Origin of the sequence: Novosphingobium sp. KN65.2 (assembly GCF_001368935.1) — a bacterium.
Lineage (GTDB): Bacteria > Pseudomonadota > Alphaproteobacteria > Sphingomonadales > Sphingomonadaceae > Novosphingobium > Novosphingobium mathurense.
On the sequence record NZ_CCBH010000160.1, the window covers coordinates 146,645 to 165,152 of the forward strand.

The window sequence follows — 18,508 nt, forward strand, 5'->3', positions numbered from 1 at the left end:
TGCGCTTTGGCGGGACTCGCCGTCAAGAATGGATCGGGAACGACTTTGTGGGCGATTTTGCAAGCCCCTGAATCGCTGCCCATTTCCTGATCCGGGCAGAGCGTGCCCGATAGGCGTTCATTCCGCCCAGGGCGATGACCGGCATGCATGAGCGGGCCGCCATGAGGCGAAAACGCACCAGACCGAGGTGGGGCGCGCCGGGATGCGAGCGGGTCGGGAAGACCGGCGAAAGCAGCACGGCATCGGCGCGCGTGCGGTTCGCCTGCGCCAGTTCGCGCAGAGAATGAACGGTCGCGAGGCGCAATCCGGTGGGGCCGCCCGCGAGCCTTTGCGGGGCTCCGTAGGCCCCGGCGGCCCGCCATCGCCTGGCTTCGCGCGGCGTACCGGACAGCACGACGAGATGACCATGCTTCCTGGCGATGCGCGCCAGCTGTTCGAAGCGCGCGCGGCGCCGGGCAGGGGGCAGGCGATAATGGCGGAAGATGAAGCCCGATCCGCGCGGCAGCCGTGCAAGCGCGTGCGGCAACTGCGCGTCGATGCGTTCGTCGCTGATCAGCCATAGGTCGGGCAGGTTCATAGCAAGAGGCGGGTAGCGGATCGGCACGCAATCGCTATAGCAGCGGCCCATGGATCAACCAGACCTTACTCCCCTGCAGACCGTCCGGGCGAAGATCGCGCAAGCCGCGAAGATTGCGCACCGCAAGCCCGAGGCCGTCGAGCTCATCGCCATATCCAAGACCCACCCGGCCGAGCGGATCGTCCCGCTGATCGAGGAGGGGCAGCGCGTATTCGGCGAGAACAAGGTGCAGGAAGCACAGGCCAAGTGGCCCGCACTGCGCGAGCGCTATGAAGGGTTGCAGCTCCATCTCGTCGGGCAGCTTCAGTCGAACAAGGCGGAAGACGCCGTGCAGCTGTTCGACTGCATCCATTCGCTGGATCGACCCTCGCTGGTGTCGGCGCTGGGCAAGGCGATGGCCAAGTTCGGTCGGCAGGTCCCCTGCTTCGTGCAGGTAAACATCGGTGAGGAAGAGCAGAAGGGTGGTTGTGCGATTGCCGATGTCCCCGCGTTGCTGGCCTCGGCGCGCGAGGCGCAGATCCCGGTGGTCGGCCTGATGTGCGTGCCGCCTCTCGGCATCGAGGCGGCACCCTTCTTCGCGCTGCTTGCCAAGATCGCCGCCGAGAACGGGCTGGACCGGCTCAGCATGGGCATGAGCGACGATTTCGAGACGGCGGTGATGCTCGGCGCGACGCATGTACGCGTGGGCAGCGCCCTGTTCGGCGCGCGCGGTTGAACCGGTGAATCCCTCCTCCTCGTGGGGGAGGGGATGCATCAGGCGGCGCGGAAGGCCAGCAGCGAGAGGCCGAAGCCGGCGAACAGTCCGCCGGTCAGCCGGTTGAATGCGCGTCTCACGCCAGCGCGGTTCAGGTGGCGCGAGAGTGCGCGCCCGCTTCCGGCATAGACCGAATACCAGAACGCCTCGATCACCGCGAAGACGCCGACGAGGATGGCGAACTGCGGCACTTGCGGGCGGGCCGGGTCGATGAACTGCGGCAGGAAGGCAGCGGCGAAGACGATCGCCTTGGGATTGCTGATCGAGATCGCATAGCCGCCGCGGAACAGCGCCAGCCCAGAGATTTCGGGGCGCAGGTCCGGCGTTTCGGCCTCGTCCTCGCGAACCGGCGCACGCCAGGCCTTGACCGCCAGGAACAGGAGGTAACCCGCGCCGGCGATGCGAAGCGTAGTGAAGACGCCCGGCAGAGCGTGGAGCAGGGCGCCCAGTCCGACCGCCGAAGCGGCCAGCAGGGTGACGAGGCCGAGCAGGCAGCCGGCCATCGTCGCCACGGTGCGCTTCACGCCCAGCTCCACGCTGCGCGAGAGGACATGGAGCATGTTCGGTCCCGGGGTCGCGCTCAGGAGGAAGACCGCGACCGCAAAGATCCAAAGCGTATGAAGCGCCACAGGTGTGTCCAGCTTACTTCGGCGTGTCGAGTTCGTTGCCGGTGAGGGTCACGACATGCAGCAGGTTGGTCGAGCCCGGAACGCCGAATGGAACGCCCGCCAGCGTGACAAGCCGCGAGCCGCCGGCACCGAAGCCATGGCGCAGGGCCATGCGCTTGCCCTTGGCGATCATCTCCTCGAAGCTGCCGATGTCCCGTGTCGAGACCGTATGCGCGCCCCAGAGCAGGGCAAGGCGACGGGCCGTCTTCTGCGAGGGCGTGAGCACCAGCATCGGCGCGGCCGGACGTTCGCGGGCCACGCGGCGCGCCGAGCCGCCCGAACCGGTGAAGACGATGATTCCCTCGATTGGCAGCGTGTCGGCGATGGTCGCGCACGAAGCCGAAAGCGCGTCGGCCGTCGTCGCGTCGGGCGGCGTCTGCGCAAGGTGGACGCGCGCGTTGTAGGTCGAATCTCCTTCGACCTGCGAAGCAATGCGGTCCATGATCGTCACGGCCTCTACGGGCCACTGGCCCGCAGCGGTCTCTGCCGAGAGCATGACCGCGTCGGCGCCATCGTAGACCGCATTGGCGACGTCGGAGACTTCCGCGCGGGTCGGCGAGGGGCTGGTGATCATCGATTCCAGCATCTGGGTGGCGACGACGACCGGCTTGCCGTGTCCGCGTGTCATCTCGATTATGCGCTTCTGGATCGGCGGCACTTCTTCGGGATTCAGTTCGACGCCCAGGTCGCCGCGCGCGACCATGATGCCGTCCGACAGCTCGATGATCTCGTTCAGGCTCTCGACCGCGGCGGGCTTTTCGATCTTGGCCATCAGCGCGCCGTGGCCGCCCATCAGGCGCCGCGCTTCGGCAACGTCCTCGGGGCGCTGGACGAAGGAGAGGCCGATCCAGTCCGCGCCTTCCTGGACGGCGAAGGCCAGGTCGCGACGGTCCTTCTCGGTCAGCGCCGGGACCGGCACGATCGCGTCGGGAATGTTCACGCCCTTGCGGTCGGAGATCGGGCCGCCGACTTCGGCGCTGCACAGGATCGCGTCGGGTTCGGCACGAATGACGACGAGGCGAAGTTTGCCGTCATCGATCAGCAGGCGCTGGCCCTTCTGGAGCAGGCCGAACAGTTCCGGATGCGGCAGGCAGACGCGGTCGTCGTTGCCCGGTTCGGGATTGCGGTCGAGCGTGAAATGCGCACCGTGGCGGATAAACGCCTTGCCGCCTTCGAACTGGCCGACGCGCAGTTTCGGCCCCTGCAGGTCGCACAGCACGGCGACCGGGCGCATCAGGTCCTTTTCGACCGCGCGGATATTGGCGATGGTTTCGCGGTGGGTTTCGTGATCGCCGTGGCTCATGTTGACGCGGAAGGCGTCGGCGCCGGCTCTCAGCAGCTTGGCGATGGTCTCCTTGTCACGGCTGGCGGGGCCGAGCGTTGCCAGGATCTTGACCTTGCGCGCGCGCTTGATGCCACGGTGATGGGGGGATCGACGGTTGGGGAGATTGGCCAAGTCGTTTCTGCCTCTTTCGAAGTTGCCGGGTCATATGGCAAAGGGCAGGTTACAAACCAAGGACGAATGGCAGGGATATGACCGAAGAATACGAAATCGCAGATCTTGACGACGCAATCGCGGCCGCTGCCTTCCGTCGGCTGGTGCGTCATCTCCGGCAGCGCCATGACGCGCAAAACATTGATTTGATGGGCCTTGCCGGCTTTTGCCGCAATTGCCTGGCCGACTGGATTCGCGATGCCGGCTTCGAAGGCGACAAGGCCGAGGCCCGCGCCCTGATCCATGGCATGCCTTTTGCCGAATGGAAGGACAAGTACCAGACCGAGGCGACGTCCGAACAGCTTGCCCGGATGGAGGAAAGCCTGAAGAAGAACGGCGGATCGCACTGATCGCTGGCCCCGCGTGCGGCAGTCCGGTCGCGCGCGGGCTTTTTCCGCGCCTGCAATTTCCACAGGTCCGGCTTTGCCCGAATCTCCGGCTGCGGCTATCAGCCCCGACCAATCGATTCACCATCCCAGTTTCCGGAGCTGACATCCCATGGCCGAAACCACCGACGATCGCCTGCGCCTGCTGATCGAGCGCGTCGAGCGCCTCGAAGAGGAAAAGAAGGGCATCTCGGACGATATCCGCGACGTCTACAACGAGGCCAAGGCCGTGGGCTACGACGTCAAGATCATGCGCCAGATCGTGCGCCTGCGGAAGATGAAGCCCGACGACCGCCGCGAAATGGACATGATTCTCGACACCTACAAGGCCGCGCTCGGCATCGACTGATCGGCTTGCGCGGCAGTCGCCGCGCTGCGGGACAGTGACGATCGAGGCTGACCTCGGCCCCGGCTTGCGCTAGGCATGCGCCACGAGCAACGCGCCGAGGAGAGAGCCGAATGATCGTCACTACCACCCCCGCCGTCGAAGGTCGCCCGGTCCAGCATTACCTGGGTATCGTCACCGGCGAGGTGATCGTCGGCGCCAACATCTTCCGCGATATCTTCGCCTCGATCACCGACATCGTCGGTGGGCGTTCGGGCAAGTACGAGCAGGTACTGCAGCGTGCCCGCAAGGAAGCCCTTGCGGAAATGGAAGCGGAAGCGGCGAAGCTGGGCGGCAATGCCGTCGTCGGCGTCGACCTCGACTACGAGGTGATCGGGCAGAGCGGGTCGATGCTGATGGTCAGCTGTTCGGGCACGGCCGTCGTCGTCTGAGGTCGTCGGGGGCGGTTGCCCTAGGCCATGCGCCTGTTGTAAGGGCGCGCGATCTTACCAGCCGGGAACCGGTTCCCGGCGATCCATAACGAAATCACGGGCGGACCCATGGCAGGCCATTCCAAGTTCAAGAACATCATGCATCGCAAGGGCGCGCAGGACAAAAAGCGCTCGGCGATGTTCTCCAAGCTTTCGCGCGAAATCACCGTCGCGGCCAAGATGGGCATGCCCGATCCGGACATGAACCCGCGCCTGCGCGCAGCCGTCAACGCGGCCAAGGCGCAGTCGATGCCCAAGGACAACATCCAGCGTGCGATCGACAAGGCGAGCAAGGGCGATGCCGAGAACTACGAGGAAGTGCGCTACGAGGGTTACGGCCCCGGCGGCGTCGCGCTCATCGTCGAGGCGCTGACCGACAACCGCAACCGCACCGCCACCAACGTGCGCACCGCCTTCTCCAAGAACGGCGGCAACCTCGGTGCGAGCGGCGCGGTTTCGCACGGCTTCGAACGCCTCGGCCTGATCGAGTACCCCGGCTCCGTGGGCGATGAGGACAAGGTCCTCGAAGCCGCGATCGAGGCCGGCGCGCAGGACGTGGAAAGCGACGAGGACAGCCACTCGGTCTGGACCGCGGTGGAAGACCTGCACGAAGTCGCCCGCGAGCTGGAAAAGGCGCTCGGCGAGGCCGAAGGCGTCAAGCTGGCGTGGAAGCCGAACATCAAGGTCGATGTCGATGCCGACACCGCCTCGACCCTGCTCAAGCTGGTGGACACGCTGGACGACGACGACGACGTCCAGACCGTCTGGGGCAACTACGAGATCTCGGACGAGGTCATGGAACAGCTGGGATGATCTTGCGCCGGGCGGATCTTGGCGTTCCGCCCGCAAGCCCGATCCCTGCCGGTCCCGCATAATGATCATCATCGGCCTCGATCCCGGCCTGACCTGCACCGGCTGGGGCATCGTCGCCAAGTCGGGCAGTCGGCTCAGCCACGTCGCCAACGGGCAGATCCGCACCGATGCCAAGGCGGCAATGGCCGACCGGCTCGTCGAACTCGACGCGGCCCTGACCGACGTGATCCTCCACCACCGGCCCGATGCGGGTGCGGTGGAGGAAGTCTTCGTCAACGTGAACCCGCAGTCCACGCTCAAGCTCGGTCAGGCGCGCGGCGTCGCCATGCTCTCGCTGGCACGCGCCGGGATGCCGGTGGCCGAATATTCGACCAAGGTCGTCAAGAAGGCGCTGGTCGGCACCGGCGGGGCTGAGAAGTCGCAGATCCAGGCCATGCTCAAGGTGCTGCTGCCCGGGGTGAAGCTGGCCGGAGAGGACGCCTCCGACGCTCTCGCCGTGGCGATCACGCACGCAAATATGCTCGGCAGCCACCGCTGAGGGCTAACGGTAAGCCGGTCCTTACAAGCCGTTCCGGGCAATCGCCTGCTGGTAGCTGTCTCGAACATCGCCCGTGCAAGAGCCTGCCCGCACGAAGAGGCAGGGGCTGTCCCCTGCGAGCGGGAGGCAGGCGCGGCGTTCGTATCCCTGTGGCAGCGGCGTATCCGAGTTGAGCACCAGCGCGTCAGCCGCCGCAGCAAGCCCCGGAGAGAGCGGCCGGTTGCCGGACAGGACACCTTCGGGCGCCAGCATCAGCGGTACGCGGCGGGGCAGCAGTGAGGGCACGACGTGGCTCTTGAACTCATAGGCCACGGCAATGCCGCAGACCTTGGAGTCCTGCGCCGCCAATCCGGCCAGGCGGGGAATCGCGCCGCCTCCGCGCCATGCGCTCGCCCCGCCGGTCATGGTGGCGGAAAAGGCAGACAGCAGGGCAATGGCACCGCACAGAATGGCGGCGCTGCGCAAGTTCCCGGGTTCCTGTCCGCGCCGATTCGCCAGCCAGTCTGCAAGGCGCACGAGGGCGATGGCGGACAGGATGACGAGGGTCAGCGTCGTCAGCCAGACGAATCGGTATTCCTTGTGGCCGATCAGGCTGTGCGCGATCAGGTTGGCCAGTGCTGCGAGCATGAGCGGGCGATAGCGCGGGCCGGCCAGCGCCGCGCCCACCAGTACCGGGGCAAAGACCGGCCAGAGATGCCGCTGGAGCATCCCGACATAGGCCAGCGGCGGTAAAGTGCCGAAGCGCGCGGCGATGCCTTCGCCGATGTTCTTCGAAATGCCGACCACGACCCAGCCGAAAGGCGGCAACCCGGCAGCAAGGTCGCTTGCCGCGCCGATCAGCAGCGCGACGAGGCCGCCGAGCGCGACCGGTACCCAGCGCGCGCGGTCCATGCGCAGGACGCTCAGCGCCAGTACGGCCGCGAAGACCGCGTATTGCATGCGTACCAGCACGGCGAGGCCCAGCAGGATCCCGGCGAGCATGAGCGCGCGGCGCGAGGCGCGTGGATCGAGGAGCAAAGCCGCGCCCGGCAGCATGAGTGCGGCGCCCAGGCTCTCGGCCAGCATCAACTCGCTGAACAGCACGCTCTCCCACCAGACCGACGCTGCGAAGAGCGCCACCAGCGCGGCGGCGCGCGAGTGCAGGGCGCCAAGGCGAAAGGCCGCGGGCAGGACCAGCAGGTTCAGGGCCAGGAACGCCGTGCGGGCAAGCGCCACGGGCAGCATGGTGCCGGGCCCAAGCGCATGGCCGAGCCAGACCGGCAGGGCCAGCGCTTGCGGGATCAGCGCATTGCGCAGGCCCACGCGCCATTCCCAGGGGATCACGCCGTGTCCGGTGACGAAGCGGTTGGCCTGCTCGAGATACTGGAGCAGCTCATCCGAATAAGCGATGTCGTAAAGAGAGAATTCGCGCACCCGCAGGGCCAGCGCGGCGATTGCGGTGAGGACGACGAGCAGCTTCCAGCCCGAAGACGCGCGCTTCCACCGCTCCTGCGCCGATGTCCGGTCAGCCCGATCTTGCCCCATCGCGGCCATGCTTAGTCCTCGCCGGCGGGCTTGTCACCGGATTGCTTCTGCGGTGATCCACGGCTCTTGCGCCTTTGTCCTTGCCGCGCGACTCGCCCTTGTGCCATAGGAACAAACCATGATCGCCAAGCTTACAGGTCTGCTCGACGATACCGGCCCGGACTGGGCGATCATCGACGTCAACGGGGTGGGTTACCTCGTCCACTGCTCGGCCCGTACGCTGGAGCATCTGGGCATTCGCGGCGACAAGGTGGTCGTCCATACCGAAATGCAGGTTTCCGAAACCGACCAGCGCCTCATCGGCTTTGCCAGCGCGGCGGAGCGCAACTGGTTCCGCCTGCTGACGGCCGTGCAGGGCGTTGGCTCGAAGGTGGCGCTTGCGATCCTCTCGGCGCTCAACACCGAGGAACTCCAGCGCGCCTGCGCCGGTGGCGACGCCGCGATGGTCGCGCGCGCCAATGGCGTTGGCCCGAAGCTGGCAAGCCGGATCGTCAACGAGTTGAAGGAAAAGGCCGGCGGCATGCCGAGCGCGCCGGGCTCTCCGGGCCTGGCGGCGTCTGCGATGCCTGCAGGATCGGTCAGCGCCGATGCGGTATCCGCATTGCAGAACCTGGGCTTCAAGCCCGCCATCGCCAGCGCCGCGGTAGCCCACGCGATGGGCGAGCTGGGCGAGGATGCCGACCTCAACGCCATCGTCCGCGTGGCCCTCAAGAGGGCGGCGGGGTGAAGCATAACCTTACCTCAGCACATCACCCTGAACTTGTCTCAGGGTCCATTCTTCCCCAAGCGACCACGGCATGACCGACAATCCCATTCTTTCCTCCTCCCGCCAGGCCGAAGACGCGGATGCGGCGCTGCGGCCCAAGACGCTTGAGGAGTTCGTCGGGCAGGCGGGCGCCAAGGACAACCTGCGCATCTTCATCGAGTCCGCCAAGTCGCGGCGCGAGGCGATGGATCACGTGCTCTTCTTTGGCCCTCCGGGTCTGGGCAAGACCACCTTGGCGCAGATCGTCGCGCGCGAACTGGGCGTGGGCTTTCGCGCCACTTCCGGCCCGGTCATCGCCAAGGCGGGCGACCTCGCCGCGCTGCTGACCAATCTTGAACAGGGCGACGTCCTGTTCATCGACGAGATTCACCGCCTCAACCCGGTGGTCGAGGAAGTGCTCTATCCGGCGATGGAGGATCGTGCGCTCGATCTCATCATCGGCGAAGGGCCGTCTGCGCGCTCGGTGCGCATCGACCTGCCGCCCTTCACCCTGATCGGTGCGACCACCCGGCAGGGCCTGCTGCAGACGCCCTTGCGCGACCGTTTCGGCATTCCCGTTCGCCTGCAGTTCTACACCGTGCCCGAACTGGAACACGTCGTCACGCGCGGCGCGGGGTTGCTTGGCATCGGCATGGACAAGGGCGGGGCGACCGAGATCGCCCGTCGTTCGCGTGGAACGCCGCGCGTGGCCGGGCGGCTGATGCGCCGGGTGCGCGACTTTGCGCATGTCGCGGGAAGCGACGTGATCACCCGGGCCATCGCCGACGACGCGCTGACCCGGCTCGAAGTCGATTCGATCGGCCTCGATGCGCAGGATCGGCGCTACCTTCACATGATTGCCGACATCTACAAGGGCGGGCCGGTCGGCGTGGAAACGTTGGCCGCGGGTCTGTCGGAACCGCGCGATACGATCGAGGAAGTGATCGAGCCCTACCTGATCCAGCTCGGGCTCGTCGCCCGCACGGCGCGTGGCCGTTGCCTCAACGATCTGGGCTGGAAGCACCTGGGGCTGACGCCGCCGGCCGGGCCGCAGGGTGGCCTTTTCGATTCGGACCAATCCACTGACTAGGCTCGAAAAAGCGTCGGGGACGTTTACAAACCTGCCTTCCGGCAGTCCCGTTTCGGTACAGGCCTTTGGGTTTGATGATTAATTAACCGTGTTTCCCGGTTCGGGACGCCCGATTCACGGTTAATGCCGTTGTGGCGTTAAGCATTCTGCGTGTTCTCTGTGCCAGATGGACTGGTCGGTTAGCCATTCAGGCGGCCGCAATGCCCAGACGGAACAAAGAGAGCATCGCTTATGTCGGTTCGGATGGCCCTTGCGAAATTGTCTGCCTGCGCGGCAGGCTGCGCCATCATCGGTGGCGGCGCCGTCCACGTGGCGGAAACGCCCTCGAAGGAGGTGCAGTACCGCAAGGTCAAGCAGGCCAAGGTCGCTCAGCCCAAGCCGGTCAAGCGGGTGGCGAAGAGGGAACTCCCGCGCGAAACCAAGCGCGTGCGCAAGATCATCAAGCGGACTTGCTGCGAACAGCCCGAAGTGGCCATGGTGCCGCTGCCCCCGCCCTATATCCCGCCAGCCCCCCAACCGCCGGTCGGCGGTAGCGGTGGCGGCGTGCCGGTCGTGATCGGCGGCGGTCCCATGGGCGGTTTCGGCGGCGGCTTCTTCGGCGGCTTCTTCGGTGGCGGCGGCGGTGGCGGCGGCGGAAACGTCGTGATCAGTTCCACGACCAGCGGCGGCTCGACCTCGACTTCGACGGGCGGACTGACGACCACGGGGGGCTCCACCTCGACTTCCACCGGTGGCCTGACATCTACGACTACGGGCGGCTCGACCTCGACGTCCAGTTCGAGCGGCGGTGTGACATCGACCACGGGCGGCGTGACCTCGACCACGGGTGGCGTCACATCGACGACCTCGACCAGCTCCGGCAACGTCAGCAGCACTTCGGGGAATGTGTCGTCGACCTCCGGCAACGTGTCGTCGACTTCCGGCAACGTTTCGACCAGCACCGGTGGTGTGACCAGCAGTTCCAGTTCCTCGTCCTCTTCTTCGTCGAGTTCCTCATCGTCCTCTTCGTCGAGTTCGTCGGGCGGTACGACTTCCAGCGGCGGGTCCAGCAGTTCCTCTTCCTCGTCGAGCAGCAGTTCCTCGTCCTCTTCCAGTTCGTCCTCGTCCTCGAGCAGCAGCTCATCTTCTTCGAGCAGTTCCTCGTCCTCCGGAGGTTCGACCAGCACCAGTTCGGGCGGGCACGAGGTTCCGGCCCCGCCGATGCTCATTCTGTTCGGAGCGGCTGCCGCGACAGTCGTCGGCCGACGACGCCTCTCAAGGGGCAAGTCGGAAGGCTGATACCCGGCACAAGCCCGTTCCAAGGGGGAAGGGCGGCACTTCGGTGCCGCCCTTTTTGTTTGGCAGGCGCCCCATGAAAAACCCCGCCCTGCGCGGTGCAGGACGGGGCTTTTTCTCTACCTGTCGGGCTGGGGCGATCAGGCCGCCAGCTTACGCAGCACGTACTGCAGGATGCCGCCGTTGTTGAAATATTCCACTTCGTTGGCGGTATCGATGCGGCACAGCGCGGTGAAGGTGAAGGTCGAGCCGTCCGGACGCGTCACTTCGACTTCGACGTCCTGACGCGGCTTGAGGGTGGCGACGCCCTTGATGGTGAAGGCATCGTCGCCAGTCAGGCCGAGGCTCTGGCGGGTGTCGCCGTCCTTGAACTGCAGCGGCAGCACGCCCATGCCGACCAGGTTCGAGCGGTGGATGCGCTCGAAGCTCTCGACGATGACGGCGCGAACGCCCAGCAGGTTGGTGCCCTTGGCCGCCCAGTCGCGCGAGGAGCCGGTGCCGTATTCCTTACCGGCGACGACCACCAGCGGGGTGCCCTGCTCCTTGTACTTCATGGCGACGTCGTAGACCGGCATCACCTCTTCGCCGAAGCGCGAGATGCCGCCTTCGGTGCCCGGGACCATCTCGTTGCGGATGCGGATGTTGGCGAAGGTGCCGCGCATCATCACTTCATGGTGGCCACGGCGCGAGCCGTAGGAGTTGAAGTCGGCCTTGGCGACCTGGTGCTCCATCAGCCACTGGCCCGCGGGGCTGTCGGCCTTGATCGAGCCGGCCGGCGAGATGTGGTCGGTGGTGACCGAATCGCCGAGAATGAGCAGCGGCTTGGCTTCGATGATGTCGCTGATCGGCGCCGGGGTCATTTCCATGCCCTCGAAGTACGGCGGGTTGGCGACATAGGTCGATCCGGCGCGCCAGTTGTAGGTTTCCGAGCCGACGACGTTGATCGCCTGCCAGTGCTCGTCGCCCTTGTAGACATCGGCGTAGCGGGCCTGGAACATCGAACGGTCGACGCAGGCGGCCATGGTTTCGGCTACTTCGAGGTTGGTCGGCCAGATGTCCTTGAGGAACACGTCCTGGCCATCCTTGCCCTGACCGATCGGGGTGGTGGTGAAGTCTTCGACCACGGTGCCCTTCAGCGCATAGGCAACGACCAGCGGCGGCGAGGCGAGGAAGTTGGCGCGCACGTCGGGGCTGACACGACCCTCGAAGTTGCGGTTGCCCGAGATGACCGCCGAAGCGACAAGGCCGTTCTCGTTGATCGCCTTGCTGATCGGCTCGGCCAGTGGGCCGGAATTGCCGATGCAGGTGGTGCAGCCGTAGCCGACGAGGTTGAAGCCGATGTTGTCGAGGTGCTTCTGCAGACCGGCCTTGTTGAGGTAGTCGGTGACGACCTGCGAGCCCGGAGCCAGCGAGGTCTTGACCCAGGGCTTGGGCTTCAGGCCCAGCTCGTCGGCCTTCTTGGCAACGAGGCCGGCGGCAATCAGCACGCTCGGGTTCGAGGTGTTGGTGCAGCTGGTGATGGCGGCGATCATGACGTCGCCGTCGGTGATCGAGAAGTCCTTGCCTTCGACCGGAACGCTCTGGCGCTCCTTCTTGTAGGTTTCGGCCATGTCCTTGTTGAACACGTCGTCGACCTCGGTGAGGATCACCTTGTCCTGCGGACGCTTCGGGCCGGCAAGCGAGGGCACGACGGTCGAGAGGTCAAGTTCGAGAGTCGAGGAGAAGATCGGCTCGGGCGCACCCGGCTCCATCCAGAAACCCTGCTCCTTGGTATAGGCTTCGACGAGAGCGATCTGCTCTTCCTCGCGGCCGGTGAGGCGCAGATAGTCGATGGTCTTGTCGTCGATGCCGAAGAGGCCGCAGGTCGCGCCGTATTCCGGGGCCATGTTGGCGAGCGTCGCACGGTCGGCAAGGCTCAGCGAGGCGAGGCCCTCGCCGTAGTATTCGACGAACTTGCCGACCACGCCATGCTTGCGCAGCATGTTGGTGCAGGTCAGCACGAGGTCGGTGGCGGTGACACCTTCCTTCAGCTGGCCGGTGAACTTGAAGCCCACGACTTCGGGGATGAGCATGGAAACCGGCTGGCCGAGCATCGCGGCTTCGGCTTCGATGCCGCCGACGCCCCAGCCCAGCACGCCCAGGCCGTTGACCATGGTGGTGTGGCTGTCGGTGCCGACGCAGGTGTCGAAATAGGCGACCGTTTCACCGTTCTGGTCTTCGCTGGTCCACACGGACCGGGCGATGTTTTCCAGGTTCACCTGGTGGCAGATGCCGGTGCCGGGGGGGACCGCGTAGAAGTTGGAGAGCGACTTGGAACCCCACTTGAGGAAGTCGTAGCGTTCCATGTTGCGGTGGTATTCGATCTCGACGTTCTGCTCGAACGCCTTGGGGTGGCCGAACTCGTCGACCATGACCGAGTGGTCGATTACGAGGTTCACGGGAACCTGCGGATTGATCTTGGAGGTGTCGCCGCCCAGCGTGGCGATCGCGTCGCGCATCGCGGCAAGGTCGACGACGCAGGGAACGCCGGTGAAGTCCTGCAGGAGCACGCGGGCCGGGCGGTACTGGATTTCCTCGCCGGTCACGGGGTTCTTCTGCCAGTCGGCAATCGCCTGGATATCATCGGTCGAGACGGTGAAGCCGCCGTCCTCGAAGCGCAGCAGGTTCTCGAGAAGGACCTTCATCGAGAAGGGCAGGCGCGAAACGTCGCCGATCTTCTCGGACGCTTTCTTGAGCGAGTAGAAGGCGACCTGCTTGCCGCCGACGGTCATTTTGCTGCGGGTACCGAGCGTATCCTGTCCGACTTGGGTCATGGTAGGCAATTTCCCCTTGGTTATGGAGCTTGCCTCCCTGATCGGGCGGCCCAGAGGGAATCGCGGGCCGTGCTGCAGTGCGACAAGCGGACTCGTTGCCCTGCGGATGCGCGCTCGAGGGTCTCAGGTCAAGAGGGGGCAACCTGCTACTAAAGGCCAGTTTTCGCGTTTCTGGCGCCGATCAGACAGCCGATGACGATGAGAACTGCGCCGAGCACCGTCGTTATGCCGACCTCTTCTCCGAACTGCAGCCAACCGAACAGGGCGGCCCAGAGAAAGGCGGTGTACTCGATCGGCAACAGCACCTGCGCTTCTGCGCGGGCATAGCCCCAGGACAGGAACAGGATCGCCATGGTCGCGAGGACAGCTCCCACCAGCGTCAGATGCAGGCTGGCAGCATCGGGCATGACAGTCAGCCAGGGGGAAAAAGTTAGCAATATCAATGCGACGATGAGGTTCTGGAACATGGCGATTTCAACCGGGCCAGCGACCAGTGCCTGCTTCCGCTGAAACACAAGGTTCAGGGCGTAGAACATGGCCGAGCCGAGGGTCGCAGCGACTCCTTCGATGGCCTGGGAGGAGTAGGTGCCGGTTCCCAAGCGACCTGCTCCGATAACGAGAACGCCGACAATGCCCATCGCCGCGGCCACGATGGCGCGCGGGCGAATGATTTCGCCAAGCAAAAGTGAGGCAAAGTAAAGCGCGACGATCGGAGCGATGAACGAAAGCGCGACCGCCTCCGCCAATGGGACCCGAACGACGCCGTAGAAGAACAGTGCGGCCATCGCGGTCACGATAGCGGCACGCTGCACGTGGACGATCAGGACGCTCCGGTCCGGCAGCGGACGCCCGGCGCAAAACCAGATCGGGAAAGTGAGTACGGTGCCGATAAGATAGCGGAAGAGTAACGCGCTGAAGACGCCGATCGCGATCGAGGCCCCTTTCATTGCCGCATCCATGGCGCTGAACGCCACAATTCCCATGCAGACAGACAGGACAGGCAGCAAGGTGGATACCGGCTTGATCGAATTCGCTTGCATCGCCATTCCTGTCGAGCCGGGTTCACTTGTGCGCAAGCAATTCATCGCAGGCTCAGGACAAATTCTTGAAGAGTAGGCTATGAGGGGGCAAATCGGGGCCGCAAGCGCCTCGTGGACAGTCCCTTGCGGCAGTTCCTTGGTTTTTTAGAGTTTCGGGCAGGTAACGAAGTATATGATGAGTTTCAAGCGGTTCGGCTTTACGGCGCTTTCGACAGCGATGGCGGCAAGCCTGACGGCCCAGCCAGTCCTTGCACAGCGCATCAAGACCGAGATGCCCGAGGACATCCTGCCCAAGCCGGCAACGGGCAGATCCGCGCCTGCCGCGACGGCAACGAAGGCCCCGGCCGCATCGCCAGCTCCGGCGACGATCCCGATGCAGTCCCCGGTCAAACCGGCGAGCCAGCAGCCCTTGCAGGGTGCGCCGGGCACGGCTCCGGAATCGGTCGTGCAACCGATCCTCCTGGCCGAGCCGGTCATGTCGTGGTCGTTGGCCGACGCCAAGGCGCTGCTGTCGACCATCGAATATATCGGCAAGGAAGGCCTGCTTCCGGCGGACTACCAGCCTGCGGCGCTCAAGGCCGCCATTGCCGGCGGCGAGAGCGATGCGCTCGATGCCCTGGCGAGCAAGGTCTTCGCCTGGCTGATCGAGGACCTGCGCGACGGTCGCACGCCGATGGATGCGCGGGTGCAGTGGTTCGCGGTCGATCCCGACCAGGACAACATGCCGACCGTGCAGATCATGGCGCAGGCCCTGTCCGATCATGATGTCCCGGGCGTTGTCGACAAGCTGGCGCCCACGGTGCCCGACTATGCTGCGCTCAAGGCTGAACTGGCGGCAACGCCGATGGCGAACAAGGCCAAGCGCGCGCTCATCCGCGCCAACATGGACCGTTGGCGCTGGCTCGCCCGCGATCTTGGCGATGTCTACCTGCTTACCAACGTGCCCGAGTTCCAGCTGCGCCTGACGGTCAAGAACAAGATCATCCGTACTTATCGCACGGTCGTCGGCAAGCCGGGCCGCACGGCGACGCCGCAGTTGGCCGAGACGGTCTCTGCGGTGGTCTTCAACCCGACCTGGACGGTGCCGCAGTCGATCGTGCAGGGCGAAGGCCTGGGCCAGAAGGTGCTGAACAACCCGCGCTGGGCGAAGGCGGCGGGCTACAAGGCCACCAAGGCCGCCGATGGGACGATTTACGTCGTCCAGCAGCCGGGGCCGAACAACTCGCTGGGCCTGATGAAGATCGACATGCCCAACCCGCACGCGATCTACCTGCACGACACGCCTGCCAAGCAGTACTTCGACGAGGACGTGCGCGCCTTCAGTCACGGCTGTATCCGCACCGAACGTGCGGTGGAGCTGGGCATGACCATGGCCATCCTCGGCGCCAAGATGCCGGCAGCCGAAGCGGCCGATATTTCGCGCTCGGGTGAATATACCAAGGTCGAGATGACCCGGACCTTCCCGGTGTACCTGACCTACTTCACCATCGCCCGCTCGATCGACGGGGAACTCAAGCAGTTCAACGACATCTACGGCCGCGACAAGCCGGTGCTCGACAGCTTCACCCAGGCGCGCCAGCTCAAGACCAACCAGCGGACCAGCGACGAAGAGATCATCGAGCTCGACAACCCGCTCTGAGCGGATCCTCGTAACATGCTGTAAGACATAGCGGTGCCGTCACCCCGGACCCGATCCGGGGCGACGCTTGCCGGGGGGCGCCTGGGCGCAGTCGCCGCTGGGCGTCAGAACTGGCGGATCACCGCCAGGAAGGCATCGCCGTAGGCGTCGAGCTTGCGTGAGCCGATGCCGCCGATCTCGCCCATTTCCGCACGGGACGATGGCTGGACCGTCGCCATCTCGCGCAAGGTGGAATCGTGGAAGATGACGTAGGGCGGTACGCCCGCCTCTGCGGCGAGGTCACGGCGCAGGGCGCGCAGGGCTTCGAACAGCGGATTGCCGATGGGGTTGGCGCCGCCGTCCCGGCTGCTGCCGCCCCCGCGCCGCTTGCGCTCCTGCTTCGGGGGCAGGACGATCGGCACGCTTGCTTCACCCTTGAGGATTTCGCGCGCATCGCCGCCCAGCGCAAGGCCGCCGTGTTCGGTCGGGAGCAGGCTGCCGCGTGCCTGCAGTGCGCGGGACAGCGGCTTGAGCAGGGGCTTTTCGTCCTCGGTCATGATCCCGAAGACCGAGAGCTGGTCATGCCCGCGCTGGAGCACGCGGTCGTCGGCGATGCCGGCCAGCACCTTTTCCAGGTGGCCCAGTCCATAGGACTGCCCGGTGCGATAGACGGCGGAAAGCAGCTTGCGCGCCAGTTCGGTGACGTCGGCAACGCCCGGGGGCTCGAGGCAGTTATCGCAATTGTCGCAGGTCGGCGCGGGTTCCTCGCCGAAGTGGCGCAGCAGCACGGCGCGGCGGCATTGGGCGGTTTCGACCAGACCCGCCAGCGCGTCGAGCCGTTGGCGCTCTGACTGCTGGCGGCGCTCTTCCACTTCCGACAGACGGATGCGGGCGCGGGCGAAGTCGTCCGCGCCCCAGAACATCACCGCGATCGAGGGATCGCCGTCGCGCCCGGCGCGTCCGGTTTCCTGATAGTAGCCTTCGATCGACTTGGGGATGCCGGCGTGGGCGACGAAGCGCACATCGGGCTTGTCGATGCCCATGCCGAAGGCAACCGTTGCGACCATCACCATGTCTTCGCTGGCGACGAAGGCGGCCTGGTTGCGGGCGCGCACTTCGGGCGAGAGACCGGCGTGGTAGGGCAGCACCCGCCGACCGGTGGCGGCCAGCGTCTCCGCGAGTTGCTCGACGCGGGCGCGGGTCGGGGCATAGATGATGCCGGGGCCGGGGTTCTCTTCGAGCAGCGCCTTGAGCTGGCGTGCGGCATTCTCGCGCGGGCGGATCGCATAGCGGATGTTGGGGCGGTCGAACCCGGCGACGATCAGCCCGTCCTCGGCAATGCCGAGCTGGGCGAGGATGTCTGCGCGGGTATGGTGATCCGCGGTTGCCGTCAGGGCGAGACGCGGCACTTCCGGAAATGCATCGAGCAGCGGGCGCAGCAGCCGGTAGTCGGGCCGGAAATCGTGCCCCCATTCGGAAACGCAGTGGGCTTCGTCGATGGCGAAGAGCGAGACACGCGCCTTGGAAAGCAGTTCGCGGAAATGCGGCTGGCTGGCGCGTTCCGGGGCGACGTAGAGCAGATCGAGTTCGCCCTCGCGGAACCGGTCGATGGTCACTTCGCGGTCGGTATCGGCGCTGGTGAGGGTCGCGGCGCGGATGCCGTTGGCCGTGGCCGAGCGCAACTGGTCGTGCATCAGAGCGATCAGCGGGCTGACGACGACGCAAGTGCCTTCCAGCATCACCGCCGGAAGCTGGTAGGTCAGCGACTTGCCCGCGCCGGTGGGCATGACCGCCAGTGTCGACTGACCGGACAGCACGCGCGAGACGACGTGTTCCTGCACACCGCGAAAGGCGGTGAAGCCGAAAGTGGCGTGAAGGGCATCGAGCGCGTCAGGAAGCAGGTCGGCAGCAGGCACGGCGCGGCTTATGGCAGACGCGCCCATGGCCTGGGAACCGCCCGGAGGTTAATTTTCCGCCGTTGCGGTGTTCGGCCTGCGAAGTTTTTGCGCTCCGGCTGGCGTAAACCGGTCCGATCCGGGGCATGTGGGATAAATCACAGCAGGGCTGTGCAGACGCGCACAGACCCGCCGGGCCCCTCGCGCCATAGTGGGTTCATCGAGAGACAAGCCCCGGCAAGCGGGCTGCACATGCGAGGGATCAAGCACATGGAACCGACTGCAGGAAAGATTTTCGGAATGATCGGCGGGGCCGTCCGCATGGCTACTCAGGGCGCCCTGGCCCCGGTCCCGGCAGGCATGCCGCGCTGGACTGCCGCGACCGGTCGTTTTCCCGTTCCCGGCCACCGACCGGGTCAGGCCGGCCGCTAAGCCAGTCTGTCGTGGGGGGCGGGTTCCGG

General features: G+C 65.8%; 17 protein-coding genes. 9 read left to right on the forward strand and 8 right to left on the reverse strand.

From position 1 onward, the window contains the following. Positions 1 to 22: 22 nt before the first annotated feature. Positions 23 to 628 carry a thiamine phosphate synthase gene (locus SPHV1_RS14055; protein ID WP_054946648.1) on the reverse strand — a complete coding sequence of 202 codons (606 nt, stop codon included), beginning with the start codon at positions 626 to 628 and terminating at the stop codon, positions 23 to 25. On the opposite strand from SPHV1_RS14055, the gene SPHV1_RS14060 reads away from it, so the two are divergent. Then, positions 627 to 1,292: a YggS family pyridoxal phosphate-dependent enzyme gene (locus SPHV1_RS14060; RefSeq protein WP_054946649.1), complete on the forward strand. Its 666-nt coding sequence runs from the start codon at positions 627 to 629 to the stop codon at positions 1,290 to 1,292. The two genes, SPHV1_RS14055 and SPHV1_RS14060, sit on opposite strands and share 2 nt — an antisense overlap. Before the next feature lie 38 nt (positions 1,293 to 1,330). Here SPHV1_RS14060 and SPHV1_RS14065 read toward each other — a convergent pair whose 3' ends face one another. Together SPHV1_RS14065 and pyk are read right to left on the reverse strand one after the other, a co-directional pair. Continuing rightward, entirely contained in the window at positions 1,331 to 1,960 is a 630-nt protein-coding gene (locus SPHV1_RS14065; protein ID WP_054946650.1) for a LysE family translocator, read from the reverse strand. A 13-nt stretch (positions 1,961 to 1,973) separates the two neighbouring features. Beyond that, entirely contained in the window at positions 1,974 to 3,455 is a 1,482-nt protein-coding gene (gene pyk / locus SPHV1_RS14070) for a pyruvate kinase (protein ID WP_054946651.1), read from the reverse strand. A gap of 77 nt (positions 3,456 to 3,532) precedes the next feature. Here pyk and SPHV1_RS14075 point away from each other — a divergent pair, with 77 nt between their 5' ends. The 5 genes from SPHV1_RS14075 to ruvC all read left to right on the forward strand — a co-directional run bounded on the left by SPHV1_RS14075 (position 3,533) and on the right by ruvC (position 6,047). Next, positions 3,533 to 3,844: a DUF1244 domain-containing protein gene (locus tag SPHV1_RS14075; RefSeq protein ID WP_054946652.1), complete on the forward strand. Its 312-nt coding sequence runs from the start codon at positions 3,533 to 3,535 to the stop codon at positions 3,842 to 3,844. Positions 3,845 to 3,992: 148 nt separating this feature from the next. Continuing rightward, entirely contained in the window at positions 3,993 to 4,229 is a 237-nt protein-coding gene (locus tag SPHV1_RS14080; protein WP_007012906.1) for a DUF2312 domain-containing protein, read from the forward strand. 110 nt (positions 4,230 to 4,339) lie between these two features. Next, positions 4,340 to 4,657 carry a heavy metal-binding domain-containing protein gene (locus SPHV1_RS14085; RefSeq protein ID WP_054946653.1) on the forward strand — a complete coding sequence of 106 codons (318 nt, stop codon included), beginning with the start codon at positions 4,340 to 4,342 and terminating at the stop codon, positions 4,655 to 4,657. Between the two features lie 108 nt (positions 4,658 to 4,765). Continuing rightward, a complete protein-coding gene (locus SPHV1_RS14090) occupies positions 4,766 to 5,509 on the forward strand; it encodes a YebC/PmpR family DNA-binding transcriptional regulator (protein ID WP_054946654.1) in 744 nt (247 codons plus the stop codon). Positions 5,510 to 5,570: 61 nt separating this feature from the next. Further along, a complete protein-coding gene (gene ruvC / locus SPHV1_RS14095) occupies positions 5,571 to 6,047 on the forward strand; it encodes a crossover junction endodeoxyribonuclease RuvC (RefSeq protein WP_054946655.1) in 477 nt (158 codons plus the stop codon). A gap of 21 nt (positions 6,048 to 6,068) precedes the next feature. Here ruvC and SPHV1_RS14100 read toward each other — a convergent pair whose 3' ends face one another. Continuing rightward, positions 6,069 to 7,580: a hypothetical protein gene (locus tag SPHV1_RS14100; protein ID WP_054946656.1), complete on the reverse strand. Its 1,512-nt coding sequence runs from the start codon at positions 7,578 to 7,580 to the stop codon at positions 6,069 to 6,071. Between the two features lie 109 nt (positions 7,581 to 7,689). Here SPHV1_RS14100 and ruvA point away from each other — a divergent pair, with 109 nt between their 5' ends. Together ruvA and ruvB are read left to right on the forward strand one after the other, a co-directional pair. Further along, positions 7,690 to 8,298, forward strand: a complete 609-nt coding sequence (ruvA, locus tag SPHV1_RS14105) for a Holliday junction branch migration protein RuvA (protein ID WP_054946657.1) — start codon at positions 7,690 to 7,692, stop codon at positions 8,296 to 8,298. Between the two features lie 70 nt (positions 8,299 to 8,368). Further along, positions 8,369 to 9,406: a Holliday junction branch migration DNA helicase RuvB gene (gene ruvB, locus SPHV1_RS14110; protein ID WP_054946658.1), complete on the forward strand. Its 1,038-nt coding sequence runs from the start codon at positions 8,369 to 8,371 to the stop codon at positions 9,404 to 9,406. Between the two features lie 494 nt (positions 9,407 to 9,900). Here the strand turns inward: ruvB and SPHV1_RS25475 are convergent, their stop codons facing one another. From SPHV1_RS25475 to SPHV1_RS14125, 3 genes are all read right to left on the reverse strand, one after another. Then, positions 9,901 to 10,614, reverse strand: a complete 714-nt coding sequence (locus SPHV1_RS25475; RefSeq protein WP_054946659.1) for a hypothetical protein — start codon at positions 10,612 to 10,614, stop codon at positions 9,901 to 9,903. Between the two features lie 207 nt (positions 10,615 to 10,821). Then, positions 10,822 to 13,494: an aconitate hydratase AcnA gene (gene acnA / locus SPHV1_RS14120; RefSeq protein ID WP_054946660.1), complete on the reverse strand. Its 2,673-nt coding sequence runs from the start codon at positions 13,492 to 13,494 to the stop codon at positions 10,822 to 10,824. 149 nt (positions 13,495 to 13,643) lie between these two features. Then, positions 13,644 to 14,534 (reverse strand): DMT family transporter, encoded by an 891-nt coding sequence (locus SPHV1_RS14125; RefSeq protein ID WP_054946693.1) that lies wholly within the window; start codon positions 14,532 to 14,534, stop codon positions 13,644 to 13,646. 172 nt (positions 14,535 to 14,706) lie between these two features. Here SPHV1_RS14125 and SPHV1_RS14130 point away from each other — a divergent pair, with 172 nt between their 5' ends. Further along, the gene (locus SPHV1_RS14130; RefSeq protein ID WP_054946661.1) at positions 14,707 to 16,173 is read left to right on the forward strand and encodes a L,D-transpeptidase family protein; all 1,467 of its coding nucleotides are present in this window, start codon (positions 14,707 to 14,709) and stop codon (positions 16,171 to 16,173) included. A 104-nt stretch (positions 16,174 to 16,277) separates the two neighbouring features. On the opposite strand, the gene recQ is transcribed toward SPHV1_RS14130, so the two are convergent. Continuing rightward, complete coding sequence (gene recQ, locus SPHV1_RS14135; protein WP_054946662.1) at positions 16,278 to 18,095, reverse strand: DNA helicase RecQ; 1,818 nt, start codon at positions 18,093 to 18,095, stop codon at positions 16,278 to 16,280. Positions 18,096 to 18,508: the final 413 nt, after the last annotated feature.